This is a genomic window from Neochlamydia sp. AcF84 (genome assembly GCF_011087585.1).
Taxonomy (GTDB): Bacteria; Chlamydiota; Chlamydiia; order Chlamydiales; family Parachlamydiaceae; genus Neochlamydia.
This window is the reverse complement of the sequence record NZ_VJOT01000034.1, coordinates 51,912-71,031: the sequence shown is the minus strand read 5'-3', so window position 1 is coordinate 71,031 and position 19,120 is coordinate 51,912. Positions and strand designations below refer to the sequence as shown.

Below are 19,120 nucleotides of genomic sequence, written 5' to 3'. Positions count from 1 at the left end.
AAGTAACTGCCATAAGCTTTCTTTTTTGCCATGGCGTTTAATTCCTCTATTGTATGATAAAAAGCTACAAACATGGTTTCCTCCTTTCCAAACCTTTTCTCTCCCTAAATTATCCTCCTTATTTGAATTTAGAAAAAGGCTGTTTGCAATTCTCAATAGCTGCTACTTACGGAGTTCGTTTAAATGGTATAATTCTGCTTCAACGCCCATCTTTTTAATTCCTAATGATAGATGTCGGCAATTAAGTTAAAGCATGGCGCCAAGCTTGTACCTCTATTTTTATAACAATTTTAGATGAGAATTTTTTAGTTATAAATGTTGGGCAGTAGCTTTTTTAACGCGTGCCAGGATAGCCTTGGATTTATAAACACTCGCGTGGGTCGAGCGATTTTAATGCGGAAGAGGTTGTATCCCACATTCCGCAGGTTAATTTCCATTGGCCTATAATTTCTGAATGAGGGTTGAGTTAAAACATAAAATCCTACTCATCAAATAGTTAATTAATCCTCCTGTAGTCATAATAGCTTGGGGATTATGATGGATTAATTAATTTATCATATTCCCTTATCTCAATTTTATTGCATAGTGTAGAAACAATCCTAAGGGATTAAAGTCCTTGCTACAATACTTTTTCATCTTTCATGTTTTCGCTTTCTTTGCTTATAGAGGAACATGAATAGTTTTTTCTAAAAAAAGCTGGAGGCCGACGTTCCTCTCTTTGAATTTAATCCCTTGATTGCTAAGTCGTTAAAAAAATTAATTCTTTAATTTAAATTCTATTCATATTACTAAAAAAAAATAATATCTTGAAATCGTTATAACCTGCGGAATGTGGGTTGTATAGCCTAGAATCATAATTTTTACCATTACAGTAGGAGATAGCAATCACTCTTTTGCTCTTTTTAGGCTACGCTTTGGCTAGCAGCAGGCTAGCAAAATAATATTTTATACATCCATTTATAGCACTTATCTATTCAGCAAAGTAAGCTTGGCTATGATCTTACCTCTACAAATATTAAGCTTTTTCGCGTAAAATAGCAAACTCACTAGAAAGCTAACCTGATAAAAATAAGAAACTTATCTCTCTTAGCTTAACTATTTGTAATTCGAGAGAAGTTATGCTAAACTAACTCCCTAATTTTCAAAACCAAGGACCTTATTATGAAGGTAGCCATCAGCTCTTTCACCGCTGCCCCTTCTACTCCCTTTTCTTCTTTAGGTTCGAATCCTCCCGCTATTGAAAAACGCTTTCCCACTCCTCAAGCCCAGCAACCTTTTTGGTGTTCCCTAGGCAAAAAGCTATTGAAGAGGGTAGGTAGAGAAGAAACTCCTTTGATAAAAGCCATCAACGCTCTTGCAAAACGAACAGATATAATAAAAGAGAGCAGCCAAAAGGTTTCTCTTTTTTTAGAAGCCGTGGATTCTAAGCATTTATTTAGGCTAGAAAAAAAGCTAAGAATCATTATAAAAAACATGTCTGATCTAGAAAGAAAATTGCTTTTAGAAAAAGCATTGAAAACAGATTTTGAGAAAGGTCAACGTTTTCGAGGGAATCAATGCATTCAATGGATGTCTCTTAAGCACTTGCGCTCTTTAATCTCGTTAACATCATGTGAAGGAAAAGAGATTCCTCTAATAGATCAAAAAGCCTTGGATACTCATCTAATAGCTAAACGTGTGGATACGGTTAGGCAAATTATCAAAAAATATGAGGGGGAGGAAGCACGTATGAAACTCCTGCATACCTCTAAACAATTTTTTCTTTTTAGAATCTTTAATAATCTTGTTCGTACACTCATTGTCGCTTTTAATTTATTAGAATTAGGCAAAGAACCCAACACCTATTTTGAAACCAAATATATGTTGGATATTTACTGGAGGCTTCTTGAAATTCCTCTTCATATTATCAAATTTGTTCTTCATCTAATCGTTAATCCCTTTATCTCTGTAGCAGTTATTGCCGGGGGCACGGTAGCAAGTGGAATTGCCAGTCTCTTTTTTAAACGATGGCTAAATAGATGTCCCAATCAGCTTCCCTATTGCATAAATTTAACTCAACAAATTAAAAATGGCTTTATCAAACCTATCTATGGCAGAGAGCAAGAACTGGATGAAATCATTCAAGCTTTAGCCTGCAACAATGAAACAGGCCGTAAACATCCATTGCTTATTGGTAAATCAGGGATTGGAAAAACCGAGCTTATGAAAGGCTTAGGCTGGCGGTTAGCTACTGGAGAAGTTCCTCCCGTTCTTAAAAATAAAAAACTTTTTTACGTAAATAGTGGTGAATTAGCTCGCAATGGAAATCTATTCGATTTTAAATCTCCGCTGAAGCAGCTTATAGACAAGATTGGAGAACATAGAAAAGATATCATTCTTGTGTTTGAAGAAGCTCATAACTTAAGTGATATTTCAGGCCAGCGCTTTAATAGCGTGATAGACACTTCCCCCGACAGTTTATTTTATGTAGTTGGAATTACTACCCCTGAAGAATATGAAGCAAAAATTGAAACGACAACTTTAGACAGACGTTTTAAGAAAATACCTATTCAGGAAGCTTCATTAGAGCAGACCCGCACTATTCTAAGACATATGAACCGCCAAGAGGCTAAAGATATCAGAATTTCTAAAAAGGTTTTAAATCATATCTATGAACAAACGAGCTCTAAGATTGTTAAACGCCATCAACCTGACAAATCGATTTTCGTGCTATCCGAAGGCATAAAAACTGTGCGCTCTTTACAAGAAGGGGGTAGCTTTAAAGATAAATTAAACCAGCTAATGGCTAAAAAAGAAGATTTAGCTTCTAAACTTTCTCAAAAAAAATTGCATGGACTTTCTTTACAATCTCCTCATCTTCGTAAAATCTCTCTTGATTTGCAAACAATTGAAAGAAAAATTGAAACATGCCTTAAAAAGATAGAGTTAAAACAGAAAGCTTTTCAGACTTTTTTAGATCTAAAAAAACAACAAGAGTGGCATGAAAAATGGTTTTATAATACGAGCGAAGTCCTAGTAGATCAAGCCACCAAAGGAGAAAAAACTCCTAAAATTTTAGAAAAATTATACCTTTTTAATGCCTATTTTTTACTTCCGCAACTTGATCGGCATCTTTCTAATTTTGTCGCTAAGCATCAAATTGAAGGGGAGGTAACTAAAGAAATAATCACTACAATTGTCGATCGTCTAGCTAAACAAGAAAAGATTGAGCCTGCAAAGGTTTCTTAAAAGGTCGAAAGCATGTGCATTAATAAAAAGACTTTAAAAGCTAATTACTTAAAGATAAAAAAGATTTTTATAAAAGAGCTTGTCTTGATTATTAATAATATGCTTTTAAAAAACTTAGCCTGCATACCCAACCCTCTAAAAGATGTCTCTCTGCTTAATGAAAGGGATTTTATGAAGTATAGGAGTACATGAGGAGTAGCTCAAAAGCGTATAAACCAAAGGTTGGATATTTAATGAAAGAAAAATGTATGTAGAGAACTTATCCTTATCTTTCGAGCTCTTCTTCTTGAAAATATTTTAAACTTGGCCGGGCCCCTCTTTAAAAACCCAGAGAAATTTAAGAAAAAATTTCCTCTTTTAAAATAAATATCTTCAGAACCACTTAAGACTTTATTCTTTCCTATAAAATGCCACCACTAAAATTGCCTACAATTTAAAGAAGTAATAAAATGAGCCCTAGCTCCACTGCTCTTGAACACCTGCCTAATGAAATACTCACCCTTATTTTAAGGGGTTGCGCTAGCCCTTCTTTAGCTAGCGTTTGCATAAAATGGCATCATCTACTAGCTACCGAGGTAATGCCCTCTCTTTATAAGCAAATAGGTAAAATTCATTTTCCTGAAGGGAATGCTATTGAACAAGCTCGTATTTTAGATAAACTTTATAAACTAGAAACTAAGCTCTCTAAGCTAGAAAAGATAAATAAAATCTTTAAAAAGCTCTTTACTCAGGTTAGCACTCTTTCTCCTTTAGATTTCAAAGGAATAACAGAGAAAAAGCAACATTTTACTTTGACTAATTACTTCTCTTATCTCATAAATGTTAATCGCCTCTTAATATGGAAAAGACTTGAAGGAGGAATGGAATACTTAAACCAAGAGAAAATTAAACATTTGCCTTTAGCAAAAAAAGGAGAGCTTTTTAGAGAATGGATTGAAAGGTATAGCAAAAATATTACTCTATTAGATCTAGAAAGAAGTGGCTTAACTTTCTTACCTTTAGAAATAGGACAGCTATCCAAGCTGCAGTATCTTTTCCTACAGAATAACCAGCTTACCTTTCTTCCTGCTGAGATAGGACTGTTGCCTCAGCTACAGGAGCTCGACTTAAGCAACAACCAGCTTACCATAATCCCTGCAAAGATAGGTCAGCTAACACAACTGCAACTCCTTGGCTTAAGCAACAACCAGCTCACCACTCTTCCTGCCGAAATAGGACAGCTTTCTCAGCTATGGAGCCTTGACTTAACCAACAATCAGATCCTCACTTTTCCCAGCGCAATAGGAAGATTAAGTCAGTTACAAAAGCTTTACTTAAATAACAACCAACTTACCTCCCTTCCTAAAGAAATAGGGCATCTGATTCAGCTAAGAAGCCTTTACTTAAATAGTAACCAGCTTACTACTCTACCTGCTGAGATAGGAGAATTTGTCGAACTTGAAGAGCTTTACTTAAATGACAACCACCTCACCTCCCTACCAGCAGAGATAAGGCAGTTATCACACCTGCAAACGCTATGCTTAGACAGAAATCAGCTAACTTTCCTTCCTGCAAAGATAGAGCAACTTTCTCAGCTGCAAACGCTTTCCGTGAATAATAACCAACTTACCACTCTTCCTACAGAAATAGGAGACCTGCATCAGTTAAAAAGCATTTATTTAAACAGAAACCAGCTAACTTCTCTTCCTTTAGAAATTAGCCACCTTTCTCAGCTGCGAACGCTTTCTTTAAATAACAACCAGCTTACCACCCTTCCCGTAGAGATAGGGCAACTTTCTCACCTGCAAATACTCTACTTAAACAATAACCAACTTACCTCCCTTTCCCCCACCCTAGGAGAGTTATTTTCATTGGAATACCTAGAGCTAAATTATAACCAACTCACTGCCCTTCCTATAGAAATAAGGCAGCTTTCTCAGCTGCGAACGCTTTCCTTAAATAACAACCAGCTTACTACTCTTCCTGCAGAAATAGGGCAAATATTCCAGCTAGAAGACCTTAACTTAGAACACAATCAGCTAACCTCCCTTCCTATAGAGATCACGCGGTTATCTAAATGGTTAGCTCTTAATTTGGATGAAAATCTACTCCAGGATATTTCGGAGGAAATAAAACAGCATTTTAATTTGTAGCTGCCAGGGCTTGTTTCTTTATTACTTAATATGTTAAAGACATGCATAGCTGTTTAGAAAAACATAAAAGAGAGATAGCCTTTAGCTTACTATAAAGCCATTGAGCCCGTATAGGAGATAAGTTAACTTTAGATCCAAGTTACTCAGTACTTTACTAAAACCAACTCTACTTTTTAAGCAGGTAAGGTTTTACTGAAGGTACTCTTCAACAAGCAACAAAAATTTTTATTATTAGAGCTCGCTTTTTCCGCTATGGATTTTCCAATGTCGTTAGCAAAAAAAGCCTCTTGCATGCTAAAGTCAAACCTTTAAAGAATTCAAAGTAGGAACTATGACATCTGCTCAAGCACAAAAAGATTATGAGGTCTTGCATGAAAAATCCCGTTATAGTCGAATTTTAAGTGGAATAACGTCTATATTAGACTGGGATCAAGAGACTTATATGCCTCACGCCGCCTCCGCTATTCGCTCTGAGCAGCTAAAAGTGCTGGCAGGAATTATTCACAAGTCCAAGACCTCTCCTGCATTTGCCAAATCTCTTGCAAAGCTTATCGAGCTCAATACAGGTAAAATAATTGCTAAAGGATTAAGTGCTCAGCAAAAAGCTGCTTTGCAAGTTTGGAGAAGAGACTACCAACAAGAAAAATGTCTTAGTGCCAATTTTGTAGAAGAGTTTACTGCTACTACGTCTCAAGCCATCATGGCCTGGCGTACCGCTAAACAGCAAAACAATTTTTCTATTTTAGCCCCCTATTTAGAAAAAATCATTTACATGAATCGCAAAAAAGCAGATTTACTAGGCTATCAAGATCACCCTTATGATGCCTTACTAGACCTTTACGAACCTCACACTTCTACCGCGGAAGTTTCCACTCTCTTTGCAAATTTACAGCCCCCCATCACAAATCTTTTAAAAAAAATCAGCTCTTCTAAAAAGATAGGCAATAGTTTTCTATTTGGAAACTTTGATCCCGAAAAACAGCTAGAATTTGGACAGCAGTTGATGAACGCTATAGGCTATGATCAGACTAGAGGGCGGCTTGATATATCCTCTCATCCCTTCTCTTCTGCCAGCCATCCTACTGATAGTCGGATCACCACTCGCCTTCACCCTCATTCATTAATGAGCAGCATTTCGGCTATTATGCACGAAGCGGGTCATGGATTATATGAAATGGGATTGCTTTCAGAACATTATGGAAGCCCGTTAGGAGAAGCTGTTTCTTTAGGGTTACATGAAAGCCAATCGAGATGGTGGGAAACTCGCATTGGACAAAGCAAAGCTTTTTGGAAGCATTTCTTTCCTTTATTACAAAAAAATTTTCCTCACCAATTAGAAAAAATTCCAATAGCTTCATTTTATAAAGCAATTAATAAGGTGGAACCCTCATTGATTCGTGTGGAAGCTGATGAAGTTACCTATAGCTTACATATCATTTTGCGCTTTGAGCTAGAAAAAGCACTCATTGAAGGCTCTTTATCAGTCGATGAAATACCTGAGGCATGGAATGCTAAGATGCAAGAGCTCTTGAATTTAACGCCCTCCAATCCTGCCGAAGGATGCCTTCAAGATATTCATTGGTCAACAGGTTCTTTCGGCTATTTCCCTACCTATACCTTAGGTAATCTATTTGCCTCTCATCTTTTTTCCGCTTTTGAAAAACAACATCCTGATTGGCAAGAACAGGTGTCTAAAGGAGACTTACTATTTATAAAAGAATGGCTTAATTTGCATGTTCATCGTTATGGCAGGCAATATGATAGCAAGAAGTTGCTAAAGCTTGTAACAAAAAAAGAGTTTAACGAGAAGGCTTATATTGAGTATTTGTACGATAAATATAAAAGCATTTATAATTTCACAGATCTATAAAGTCGATTTTAGCAAATCTTCACAAGCGATTTTACTAAAACTTATGCTTCTCATAGGCTCACTTGGAAGCTATTTTATGATTCACTTTTTAGTGTCTAAAAGAGAAGATGAGAAGGAACGTCAAATAGCCTAGGAGACCACTATAAAAAAGTTAAAGACCTACAAATAACCTTAAAGACAGGATGCCATGAATCCAATCTTTTCTAGCCCGATTGAAAGGCTTCCTAATGAAGTACTAATTCCTATTTTAGGGCATTGTGCTACACCCTCTTTGTTTAGTGTTTGTAGACGCTGGCAACATCTTTTAACTACTGAAGTCATGCCTTCTTTATACCAAGGAATAATTAAGCTTCATTTTCCTTCAAGTTCAAGATATGATAGCATCCCCACTTGTATTCTCAATAAGCTTTACCAAATAGAAGAAAATCTTCCTGTAGTAAAAAAGGTAAGCACAATTTTCCATCAAGTTTTTATCTTAGCTGCCTCTCTCTCCCCTTTCGAGTTTAAAGAGAAAACTGAAGAAAAAAAAGCTTTCACTTTAAGTAATTATTTTTCTTATCTCTTGAATATTAATCGTCTTTTAATTTGGAAAGAAATCCCTGGTGGAGAGGAATTCTTAAACCAAGAAAAAGTCAAGCAGTTACCTCTAGAAGAAAAAGCAGAGCTTTTTAGAAGATGGATTAAAAATCATAAAAAAAATATTAAGCATTTAGATTTAAATCTCAGTGGATTGACCTATTTACCTCCCGACATAGGACAGCTGTCTCAGCTTCATATCCTTTACTTAAGCGAAAACCAACTGACCACTCTCCCGGCCGAGATCAGCAAGCTATTTGAACTCCAAAATCTTAACTTAAGCAGCAATCGTCTCAACACCCTTCCTGCTGGTTTAGGACAGTTATCTCACCTGAAATGGCTTAACTTAAATGATAACAAGCTTACCTCTCTTCCACCGGAGATAACACAGCTCTCTTGCCTACAGTGGCTTTGCTTAAACAGCAATCAATTAACTTCTCTTTCAATTAAGCTAGAACAGCTGCCCCAGCTGCACACTCTTTATTTAATGGACAACCAGCTAAACACACTTCCTCAATCAATAGGTCAGCTCTCTCAGCTGCAATGGCTTGATTTGGAGAGAAATGATTTCGCCTTTCTTCCGCCTGAGATAGAGCAACTCTCAAATTTACAGGATTTAAATATAAGCAATAACAAACTTACTTTCCTTTCTTCCAAAATCGGCCAGCTTGCTCAACTACGCTGGCTTCGCTTAAACAATAACCAACTCACACTCCTTCCTTCAGAAATAGGTCGTCTCTCTCAGCTATACACCCTTTATTTAAGCCACAATCAGCTCACTTCTCTGCCGGAAGAAATAGGTCAACTTTCTAAGTTAGAAGAGCTCTACTTAGACAATAATCAACTTACCTGCCTTCCTATTTCCCTAGGTAACCTAACTCAGCTACAGATCCTCTATTTAAATGACAACCACCTGGAGGGTCTTCCGGAAGAGATAGGTCAGCTCCCTCAGCTACAAGAGCTTTACTTAGACAATAACCCCCTTACCCTTCTTCCGTCCTCAATAAGTAGCCTACTACCTCAGCTGCGAAACTTTAAGATAAGCGAAAACTTATTAAAATGTGTTCCAAAGGAATAAAACAGCATTTTCAACTTTAAAGAGATAAAAACGGTCTCCATTTAACTAAAATCTCTTCCCCTTAAAGTAAAGAGGATTTAAGCCAGCCCTATCTTGGTTATTACCTCTAATAGATGAGGAGGAAAGTTTCTTTAAACCCATGCTTTAAGCGATTAATTGTAGTTTAAGAAAATCAAAGTTAAAAATAAGAGCGAGAGAAAATTTTAAAATCAAAAGGTAAAACTTGCCAGCAGGTATCGATGGCTCCCCTCTTTAGCAAAGCAGCTTTTTTTTAAATCTAATAAAATCCCTTTCCATAAAAAGGTGTCTCCCCACTTAAATTTAGAATCGCTGATTTTCAAATATTTAACTTGCACAAATAACTTTCTATCAGCTATAAGATACCCTTCAGATTTTAAGGAAGAGTGGCAGAGTGGCCGATTGCGTCTGTCTTGAAAACAGAAGGCCCTTCACGGGGTCCGTGGGTTCGAATCCTACCTCTTCCGACCTTGAAATGATCAAGCAAGTACTATAAGCTTATCAAAGAGCTCACACAGTGCTATGATCGCCTTTTTATCTTTCAATTCCAAGTTCGAAAATAATACCTTTTAAAGAAATTGCATCTGCATAACCAAAAAAGAAATTAGCCTTTTCCCAGGCTGCTTCTATCCGTAAAAACAAGCTTTTTATTAAGCATATGATTACATAAAGAGTGGCTCAAAAGCGTATAAGGATAGCTTAAAATCTCTCTTTTGCCTTATTAATCCAGCTTAACATCCGTTTAATCCTTGATAAATAGATCCAACAATTCTCTCTTATGGGGATTTAAGCTACGGGCTTTAGAATTTCTTTAATAATGTGTAAAAGGATAAGGGTAAAGCATCCTCTTATGCAATCTTAGGAGTACAACTAAACGCTTCAGAAAAGAGATAAAAAACGCACATAAAAAAATTTATTTACATCATCATCCAGATAAGGATCCAAAAAGATCCGATAAAAGTGAGTCGGATTACACAATTAGAAAAAAAAGTGAGAGGAAAAATTTAAAGAAGTTTCGCGGACATTTGCAACTTTAACAAGAGTTGGACTTAGCTTACCTAAGAGGTCATTGAAAATCCGCATTAATTTTTGTAGCTTCTTCAAGAATTGCCAATATTTCTGTAGCACGATAAATTTTATCGCGTCTAGTACTGTTGATCTGTTTGATAATTTTCGCTTCCTCAAGCTTTTGTATACCCCTTTGGGCTGTACTATAAGCGATTTTAAGTTCTTCTGCTATTCTGCTCGTGATAAGATAGGGGTTTACTGCAAGGTGTTCTACAATCAGTACAGGAACATTAGATGTGCTTCTTGCCACCTGCATTTTCCATTTATTCAACAAGTCATTGATTCTCTCTACCCGCGACAACACATCTTCAGTTTGCACCGCGATGCCATTCAAAAAATAAATCAACCATTCATGCCATGTACCTTTAGCACTCACGTTATAAAGCTGCTTGTAGTACTCATCACGCGTAGCTTTAAAAAAGGCACTTAAGTACAAGATCGGTGTTGGCAACATTTTTTGCTCAATCAACAATAATATAATTAGCAGCCGGCCCATGCGTCCATTTCCATCCAAAAATGGATGAATGGCTTCAAATTGATAATGGCATAGGGCAGTATGAATTAAAGGTGGAAGCTGCCTTTCATGTAGAAATTTTTCAAATTCACCTAAGCAATCCATCAAGTGATCTGGTGGAGGAGGAATGAATTTGGCCGTATTGAGCGTACAACCTGGTGTTCCTATCCAGTTTTGGCTACGCCTAAATTCTCCAGGGGTTGCATGTTACCCTCTAACACCTTGCAATAAATGGTGGTGAATTTCTTTAATGAGCCTCAATGACAGAGGAAGATCTCCTAATCGTTTTATCCCGTAATCGAGGGCTACAATATAATTTTGCACTTCCCGAAGATCATCGGGGTTTCGTTGCACACTAATCCCGACGCTAGCTGCTAGTATTTCTCCAATAGTTGCTTGAGTACCTTCGATTTTGCTCGAAAGAACAGCTTCACGGGTAATAAAGGGTCGCATTAATAGATGAGGATTGGGCAATTTGCCTCCTTCTCGAGCCAATTTACCTAATAAAAAATCCGCTCGTGACAAAGCACTTACTATTTGGGTGTTCCACTTGAATGGGAGTGATAGTGGATTTGGTACAAAAGCTTTATATCCACTTTAAAGATTTTATAATTTGTCCGGCAGGTGATTGTAGTATGTCCATTCATTCCTCGGTGGCTATAGGGATACATTAGCACTTATTATCGAAAATGTCAGTATTCGCTAATAACAAAGAGCTTTATAATCACCCTTGGGAATAAGATTGTTTGTTATTCTCGAATTATTTAGTTTTCGATAATAGGGTCGTTCTTTATCATCGCTAACGCAAATAAGACCGCTTTCTGTTACCAAAATTTGGGTTAAGCTGCAAAAGGAAGCAATTTCTTAGAAGATCGCTGTATGTTTTGCGCCTTATCTTGTGCATTTATCCAGCTATTGCTTACTCTTTAATCAAGATCTCCCTAATCCTTGCTCTCTTCACTGTTCTTACTGTAATCATTCGTTAATAAAAAAGCTTATTTAAAAGGTGTTAGGAAAGCAAGTGCGCACCGATTGAGTCTGCTCTAACACATCTATTTTTAAATTCACATATTGATCTTTACGTTTAATCAATAACCAATTTTTATCTTTTTCTTTTTTCCATTGCTGCAAGACAAAACCGCCTTTTAATTTATGGCCATGCAACTCTATCTCTAAGTGGCCCTTTTCTAAACCTTTTAAGCAAGCATTCTCAATATCCTTCTTAGCCTTCAATCCCGCTAAAGTGTAGATTCCTTCATCCCAAAGAACCACTTCTCCTGCTCCATAATTCCCTGGAGGAATAACTCCTTCAAAATGACGATAAGCTAAGGGATGGTCTTCTACACGAATGGCTAAGCGTTTATTGTAAGGATTAAGGGAAGGACCCTTGGGGATAGCCCAGCTTATAAGCACGCCTTGACATTCGATTCTAAAATCATAATGTAAATGAGAAGCTGCATGTTTTTGGATACAAAAAATGGGTAAGCAGCAAGAAGGGTCTACAGACACCTCTGGCATAGGGATAGAAGCTTTTTTTAATGTCTTTTTTTGCTGATAAGCTTTTAATATCATTCTATTCTCGCTTAACGATTAAATTTTTTTGGCCAGTTACCCGAGTTTATTTTTAATTAATCATCATTAAAATTAAGAAGCTAGAGCTCATTGATTTCAATAAAGCCTTTTTCTGTGGACTTTTGCTTTTTATCCCCCTCCTCTCTCTTAATTTTTGTGTAGCCGTTTAAATTAAGGCTGTAAAATCAAAGAATGAGCCCTAAGTTTAAGGGCCTTAAATTTTCTAAAGAGAAGGTATAAAGTTAGAGGCGGAGAAATTAAGGATAATCCCGAGATATGAAACTGAAGTTACCCCTTAAAAAAATTTTAAGAGCGCTAATGACTACAGCGGTACATCTACCTTTCTTTATCCCTTAAATTTGTGATTTTTAAATAATCTTTTTATCGTTAGTTAAGGCCTTACAGAGATATTAAAAGCCGGTATTTTTCAAAGCGTTTTTCCGCGCCTAGCATGGCGTACTTCCGAAAGCATGCTAAGCATGCTTTCGGAATAACCTCTTGATTGATTATTTGGAGGCCTGCTTATTTATCCCTGAAGTAAACATGGAACCCTCAGCAAGCTTGGTCAGTTTTTTGTCGGTACTGGCCTCTTCTTGCAAGGTCTCATCCAAAAGGTTTACTACCTCGTCTAAACTCAACCATGCCGCATGGGCTTTTGCCGTTCCGTAACCAGCAATTTCATAGTGCTCGATTTTTTGGGCGGCACCGATCAGGCCAGCATCTTTTAGATCATCGGGAGCGTGAATTTTTATAATCTCTTCGCCCTCCGCAATCATACCTTTCATCGCCTTGCAAAAGTTAGTATGACTAGCTTCTGCGTCTAAGTAGGATAAAGCAATTTCTAACCGCTTAACCTGCTGTTTAGTTTCCTGTAAATGCTTTTCAAATGCTGCTTTTAGCTCAGGATGAGAAGCGGCCTTTTGCATGAGGGGTAAGGCTTCCAACATTTGCATTTCCCCACTTAAGAGGTCTTGTAACTCATAGACAAGTAGATCTTCCATACTAGTGAACTTCATATTTACCTCCCTAAGTGTGTGCTTTCATTTTTCCATTTACTTAATTCTTTTTCTGCTTGGTCTTTTTTATAACCATAGTTTTTTTCCAAGCTACCTAACATTCGCTCCCAGCTTCCATCAATTCTTAAAAGATCATCATCAGTCAATTTGCCCCATTTTTCCTTAATTTTCCCTTTGAGCTCATGCCAACTACCCTCGAAAAATTCTTTATTCATTTTTTCTCCTGTATAGTTAAAGGTTTAATCAGATTTTATTAAGTTAGGCTGGATTTACGGTTTTCAACCGTAGTACTTTCAAAAGAATTTTTTTTGCTTGTGAACGATGTGTTGCAGATTTACGTGCTGTACTTTTCTTTTGCGCTACCATGAGACTCCTTTTGTTAACCTTATAGAGGTTAATTTTAATGGTTTTTCTTATGTTCGGAACGATTTCATCCGAAAGGCGACAAAATTTTAAGCCCTACTTAAGTGTAAGTCAAATAGGGTAGACGTAATTTAAATATGGCAAATGTAATCTTGAAGGTCAACATTATTCTAAGCAATTTTACGAATTTTTTAAAGCGTGGCAGCTTTTCTAAGAAAAAAGGTAAAAATATACTGCCTATAGGAGTGAAAGTGAATGATCATTTTTATTTATTCTTTCCTTTTTTTGAAAAAGATTGTGTTTTGAATCCTTTTTTGGCAAGATATTTGCTCCAGGAAGAGTGGCAGAGTGGCTGAATGCGTCTGTCTCGAAAACAGATTTACTCGTAAGGGTAACGGGGGTTCAAATCCCTCCTCTTCCGATTTATTTTTAACCCATGCAAGTGATTAATTGTGATAGCAATCATTTTTTCCATCCATCGTTTTTTGAGAAAGATTTTTTAGATTCCCACGCATGATAAAGTCAATGGGCTGCCCCTCTTCTTCAGGAGTATCCATATACAAATGATTAAGGGTCCCCTTAAAAAAGTTGAAAAGTTAATACGGCCGACTCTGAGCATTTTTAAATAGGATAGAAAAATAAGAGATGAATAAGGCCTCGTTTCGGCTTACTCTTAGCTTTCTTCTCCATCTATCAGAGCCCCGGGCTAAATTTAGAGCGTATAATCATTAAAAATCGTATGTCTTACAATTTTTGCTTATTAATAGGGTCTCCTGCCCTTTTAATACAAAGGAAGAAGCGCTATTTTGGCTTATAAATAGAGGGAAGGTGCTGGCCCACGTTTTAGCCTCATTTTCTCTGTAAAAACCGTTCATTGAATATAAAGATAAAGCTGGCGATAAAAAGAGTTTAAATCAATAAGATTATACTCTTTTTTTTTAATGTGTGTTTCCATTTTTTTACATATTTCACAAGCCTTAAAACGACCATAAAAGCCTGCACTGCCGGCTATTTTGTGGACAATGAATTGGAATTCTTCCCAAGGAAGTTGATGGGAATTATTTTTGATTAACTTTTCTAGTATGCCTAATTTTTCATAGCTAGAGCTTTCATAGGCCTTCATTAACTGCTCTGGAATTTCTGCTACCCAGTCGCCTTTAAGTTTTTCGTAAGCCTCAAGCTGGCATAACTGACCTAAGAGATAACGAGCTTCTTCAGAGCTCATCATCTTGCCTACTATATACCGTACTTTTTGGGTTGCTTTAAGCTCCTGCAGGAATGAAACATTAGGCAAATCCACATAAGCTAAAGAAAAGGAAAGTTGATCAAGCATGACTAGCTGCTCGCAGTAAGACGAATTGAAAATACAGGCATACGAGCTTTGATCCCTCATTTTCTCTTGCGCCTGGTCAAACGTCGTTACTCCACTTACGCTCACACCTAAAGCTTCCCCCTCTTTTTTTATAAAATTACAAAAGTTTTTATCCTGATCGACACATAAGACCTGCATGAATACTTCCCTTACAATTTAGCTTATAATTTGCGTTAAAAGAAAGATGAGTTTGAGCTTGATCTTTTCTACTTTTAAAGCTTGCTCGCTGGCTCCCCTACAGCTTATATGACCGCTCAATCCGCCACTAATTGATTGCTTGAATGATGATTTTAAGCCTCATGCTAAAACTGAGGTTTTCTTGACAGCCTCTCTTCCCAATCAAGCTCTATAACTTTGGGGCGGGCTGCAGCAGCAAAGCACAAGATCTATTTGACAATTAACATTCTTATCACATAAAATGCATCTATTAATTTTTTGATTTAAGTATTATGTATGAAAGCCTCATTGAATAAACCTGTTTTCCCCCTGATTTCAGGCTATTCTTCATTCTTTTCCTCCCTTTTTCTTAGCTTGTTACGCTAAAAAACTTAATTTTCTTGCCTATGGTATGAAATTAAGGAAGATCATTTAAAAGATTAGAAAATTTGCTGACCAAGGAACTTTTTATATGTCGCAACCGCAAACAACCACCTGGAAAAGTCAGTCGGGATACGTATGGTCCTTAATAGGGTCTGCGGTAGGCTTTGCCAATATTTTAAGCTTTAGTGCCCAAGTTTACAAAAATGGAGGAGGCGCATTTTTAGTCCCCTATATCCTTGCCGTTTTCATGTTAGGCGTTCCCATGCTCATGCTGGAAGGCCTTATTGGTTATACTTGGAAGCTGCCTATTGTCTCTGCTTATCATAAAGTGTTAGGAAAAAAAGGAAAAGTGCTCGGCTGGCTCTCTGTGGTTGCTTGCTTAACAATAGGCGCCTTTTATATTGTCTTAACAGCTTATTCTGCAGCCTATACCTATTTTGCGGCCTCTAAACAGATCCCTTCTGACTCTAAGTCATTTTTTTTTCAAGAATTCTTAAAGACGACTGAAAGTATTCATCAATTAGGTCCTTTATCTTTTCCAGTCTTGATTGCTACAGTATCCATGTGCCTATTAACTTATCTTGTTATGATAAGAAATGTTAGGGATGGCATTGAAAAAATATGTACCTTATTCATGCCTTTACTAGCTTTTATCATGACAGCATTTGCTATTACTACGATGTTTCTTCCAGGAGGATTAGATGCTTTAAGACATTATCTGTCCCCTGATTTTTCTCGGCTAAATGACCCTACGCTTTGGCGTGATGTGTTTGGCCAGCTGTTTTTTAGCCTTTCTTTGGGTCTAGGAATTATTGTAGGCTACTCCCGTCACACTGATCAAAAAACCAATATAGCTCAGGCAATGTTTTGGGTAACGTTAGGAGACTTTGCCGTCTCATTCATTTCTGGCTTAGCAATCTTTGGATGCCTAGCTCACATCAGCCATATACAAAAGGTTCCGTTTGAGCAAATTCTTTCCTCAGACTCTACTTTTGAAATTGGTTTTATCTTATTTCCCAAAATCTTGCAATCTTTTGGTGAGCATTGGGCTCAGATAGTGGGTACAATCTTTTTCTTCTGCATTTTCATAGCTGGCATTACGGGAGTATTTTCTATAGCAGAGAGTATTGTAGGGAATGTAGAAAAAGAATTTACGCTATCACGTAAGAAAGCTGTCACTGTTACTATGTCGGCACTCCTTAGCATGGCGGTCCTCTTTTGTTTTGGTAATGCCTCGCATATTATCGATGCCCTTGCCCCCATGGTTTTAGGCATCAATATGCTGATTGGAGGGATAGCCCTCATTATTACTTTCCAATATGCTTGCCCTGCTTTGCGAGAAGATGCTATTTGGTATAATAGCTCTCAAGCTAGCTTCTTTTCTGTATCACTACGCTATGTAGGCCCGCTGCTGCTCACTATCATTTTACTTAGCAATCTATGGCATGAATTCCATACGCTTGACTTATCATCTTGCATTCGCTGGCTCTGGTTCACGATTGCCTTGATAGGCTCTGTGCTTATGGCTTATCAAAGGAAATACCAGCCTACACATGCATAAAGGGAATAAACATAGAAGAAACCCAGGGCTCTACATTCCGAGCTAAAAACAACATCTCTAACCTATCACCTTTGCATGAAACTCTAACAGGTGTTGAATCGTTTAGGCTATTTGGAAAAAACGCTTACTATGTCAGCTCACACAGCTTTGTCTAAGCAAGCTATTCAGCGTTTTCAAATGTAGAATAGCCGTAAGTATTTTTAAATTGGGGTGAGCTAAAATGAAATAAAAAGCTTTTAGCCATCTTATCTTTAAACAAGTCATCCGCTTTCCTTCCAGCAACTAAGTAAGCTTGGGCTAGCCTACACATTTATAATGACAAGAAGCTTCTCTCTTTTTCTGCAGATTGCTAGGCTGGCAAAACAACCTTTCTTGACAGGAAGAGGCTAGGCATATTGTATTCAATTATTCGCTAGAAGAATTAAAACATTGCGACAAAAAAAGCCGTTTTTCCCAAATAAGGCAAAGAATCAATCCTATTCTTTTAACCAAATCCAAATTGCCGCGTCACTTAATCGCCAAAACTTGTGGTGTCCTGGATACTTTGGAAGGTCTCCACCCTTTCGCTGGATCTATACGAATTCGTTTGACTTGCTTTTTTAATTTTTTTTATTCTGTCTTAAAGAAATAAAAATGATAAAAGGTCATTACTACTCAAGGAGATAAAATGCATCCTATCTCTTCGGCCTCTATTGAAAGCTTGCCCAATGAATTGCTGCTCCCTATCTTAGAGGCTTGCGCAGTTCCTTCCTTATTTAGCGTCTGTAAAAGATGGCATCATCTGCTGGCTTCTGAAGTGATGCCTTCTCTTTATAAACAAATAGGTAAAGTACATGTTTCCCAAAGAGATATTAACAAGCAGGCTTTTATCTTAGATAGGATTTATAAGCTAGAAAGTAGACTTTCTGAAACAGCTAAGGTAAATGCAATTTTCAGGCAAATCTTTACTTTAGCTAGTTCTCTTTCTCCTCTAGAATTTAAAGAGAAAACAGAAGAAAAAAGAGGCTTAACTCTGGCTAATTACGCTTCTTATCTCTTGAATATTAATCGCCTTTTACTTTGGAAAAAACTTCCTGGTGGGGAAGAATATTTGAGCCGAGAAGGAATTAAGCACTTGCCTCTAGAGAAAAAAGGGAAGCTTCTTAGAAATTGGATTGAAGAAAATTGTAAAAACATCACGATTTTAGATTTATCTGGAGTAGGCTTGACTTATTTACCCCCCGAAATATGCCAGCTATCTAAGCTGCAAGGGCTTTACTTAAATCAGAACCAGCTCTCCAGCCTGCCTGTAGGAATTGGGCAGCTATCTCAGCTGCAAGGGCTTGACTTAAATCACAACCAGCTCTCTAGCCTTCCTGCAGAAATCGGACAACTGTTTCAGCTACAATGGCTTTACTTAAATCAAAACCAGTTCTCTAGCCTGCCTGCAGAAATCGGGCAGCTGTCTCAGCTGCTAGTGCTTGATTTAAGCCAAAACCAGCTCACCAGCCTTCCTGCAGAAATCGGACAGCTGTCTCAGCTGCTAGTGCTTGAGTTAAGCCAAAACCAGCTCACCAGCCTTCCTGCAGAAATCGGACAGCTGCCTCAGCTGCTAGTGCTTGAGTTAAGCCAAAACCAGCTCACCAGCCTTCCTGCAGAAATCGGACAGCTGCCTCAGCTGCAAGGGCTTAATTTAAGCCAAAACCAGCTCACCAGCCTTCCTGCAGAAATCGGACAGCTGCCTCAGCGTGCGCTTATCTTAAATCAAAACCAGCTCTCCAGCCTGCCTATAGAAATCGGACAGATGTCCCAGCTGCGAGCGCTTTACTTAAGCCAAAACCAGCTCACCAGCCTTCCTGCAGAAATCAGGCAATTGTCTCAACTGCAAAGGCTTGAATTAAATCAAAACCAGCTCACCAGCCTTCCTGCAGAAATCGGGCAATTGTCTCAGCTACAATGGCTTTACTTAAATCAAAACCAACTCACCAGTCTGCCTGTAGAAATCGGGCAATTGTCTCAGCTACAATGGCTTTACTTAAATCAAAACCAACTCACCAGTCTGCCTGTAGAAATCGGGCAATTGTCTCAGCTGCAAGAGCTTATCTTAAATCAAAACCAACTTACCAGCCTACCTGCAGAAATCGGGCAATTGTCTCAGCTTGCCAAGCTTGAATTAACGGCAAATCCTTTGAAAGATATTGCAGAAGAAATAAGGCAGCGTTTTCAATTGTAG

At 37.6% G+C, this 19,120-nt stretch carries 13 protein-coding genes and 2 tRNA genes; 9 read left to right on the top strand and 6 right to left on the bottom strand.

Annotated elements, in window-relative coordinates:
* The 6 genes from NEOC84_RS09740 to NEOC84_RS03285 form a co-directional block, all read left to right on the top strand.
* A partial coding sequence (locus NEOC84_RS09740) for a hypothetical protein (protein WP_207391784.1) occupies positions 1 to 250 on the top strand: 250 nt, incomplete at its 5' end.
* A 911-nt stretch (positions 251 to 1,161) separates the two neighbouring features.
* Positions 1,162 to 3,228, top strand: a complete 2,067-nt coding sequence (locus NEOC84_RS03305; RefSeq protein WP_166155269.1) for an ATP-dependent Clp protease ATP-binding subunit — start codon at positions 1,162 to 1,164, stop codon at positions 3,226 to 3,228.
* A gap of 449 nt (positions 3,229 to 3,677) precedes the next feature.
* Positions 3,678 to 5,360 (top strand): leucine-rich repeat domain-containing protein, encoded by a 1,683-nt coding sequence (locus NEOC84_RS03300; protein ID WP_166155267.1) that lies wholly within the window; start codon positions 3,678 to 3,680, stop codon positions 5,358 to 5,360.
* A 331-nt stretch (positions 5,361 to 5,691) separates the two neighbouring features.
* Positions 5,692 to 7,230 (top strand): carboxypeptidase M32, encoded by a 1,539-nt coding sequence (locus NEOC84_RS03295; protein ID WP_166155265.1) that lies wholly within the window; start codon positions 5,692 to 5,694, stop codon positions 7,228 to 7,230.
* A 187-nt stretch (positions 7,231 to 7,417) separates the two neighbouring features.
* Positions 7,418 to 8,884: a leucine-rich repeat domain-containing protein gene (locus NEOC84_RS03290; protein ID WP_166155263.1), complete on the top strand. Its 1,467-nt coding sequence runs from the start codon at positions 7,418 to 7,420 to the stop codon at positions 8,882 to 8,884.
* A 398-nt stretch (positions 8,885 to 9,282) separates the two neighbouring features.
* Positions 9,283 to 9,369, top strand: a tRNA-Ser gene (locus NEOC84_RS03285).
* A 599-nt stretch (positions 9,370 to 9,968) separates the two neighbouring features.
* On the opposite strand, the gene NEOC84_RS09735 is transcribed toward NEOC84_RS03285, so the two are convergent.
* From NEOC84_RS09735 to NEOC84_RS03265, 5 genes are all read right to left on the bottom strand, one after another.
* Positions 9,969 to 10,652 (bottom strand): Fic family protein, encoded by a 684-nt coding sequence (locus NEOC84_RS09735; protein ID WP_347566634.1) that lies wholly within the window; start codon positions 10,650 to 10,652, stop codon positions 9,969 to 9,971.
* Positions 10,653 to 10,691: 39 nt separating this feature from the next.
* Entirely contained in the window at positions 10,692 to 10,958 is a 267-nt protein-coding gene (locus tag NEOC84_RS09730) for a Fic/DOC family N-terminal domain-containing protein (protein WP_242678177.1), read from the bottom strand.
* 525 nt (positions 10,959 to 11,483) lie between these two features.
* Complete coding sequence (locus NEOC84_RS03275; protein ID WP_166155261.1) at positions 11,484 to 12,056, bottom strand: DNA polymerase ligase N-terminal domain-containing protein; 573 nt, start codon at positions 12,054 to 12,056, stop codon at positions 11,484 to 11,486.
* Positions 12,057 to 12,562: 506 nt separating this feature from the next.
* Entirely contained in the window at positions 12,563 to 13,072 is a 510-nt protein-coding gene (locus tag NEOC84_RS03270) for a ferritin-like domain-containing protein (RefSeq protein ID WP_166155259.1), read from the bottom strand.
* A 2-nt stretch (positions 13,073 to 13,074) separates the two neighbouring features.
* Positions 13,075 to 13,287, bottom strand: coding sequence for a CsbD family protein (locus NEOC84_RS03265; RefSeq protein ID WP_044882008.1), 213 nt, complete (start codon positions 13,285 to 13,287; stop codon positions 13,075 to 13,077).
* Between the two features lie 482 nt (positions 13,288 to 13,769).
* Between NEOC84_RS03265 and NEOC84_RS03260 the strand changes: the two genes are divergently transcribed.
* A tRNA-Ser gene (locus NEOC84_RS03260) sits at positions 13,770 to 13,856 on the top strand.
* 450 nt (positions 13,857 to 14,306) lie between these two features.
* On the opposite strand, the gene NEOC84_RS03255 is transcribed toward NEOC84_RS03260, so the two are convergent.
* Entirely contained in the window at positions 14,307 to 14,945 is a 639-nt protein-coding gene (locus NEOC84_RS03255; protein WP_166155257.1) for a hypothetical protein, read from the bottom strand.
* Positions 14,946 to 15,435: 490 nt separating this feature from the next.
* Here NEOC84_RS03255 and NEOC84_RS03250 point away from each other — a divergent pair, with 490 nt between their 5' ends.
* On the top strand, positions 15,436 to 16,908 hold the full coding sequence (locus NEOC84_RS03250; RefSeq protein ID WP_166155255.1) for a sodium-dependent transporter: 1,473 nt from the start codon (positions 15,436 to 15,438) through the stop codon (positions 16,906 to 16,908).
* A 667-nt stretch (positions 16,909 to 17,575) separates the two neighbouring features.
* Entirely contained in the window at positions 17,576 to 19,120 is a 1,545-nt protein-coding gene (locus tag NEOC84_RS03245) for a leucine-rich repeat domain-containing protein (protein WP_166155253.1), read from the top strand.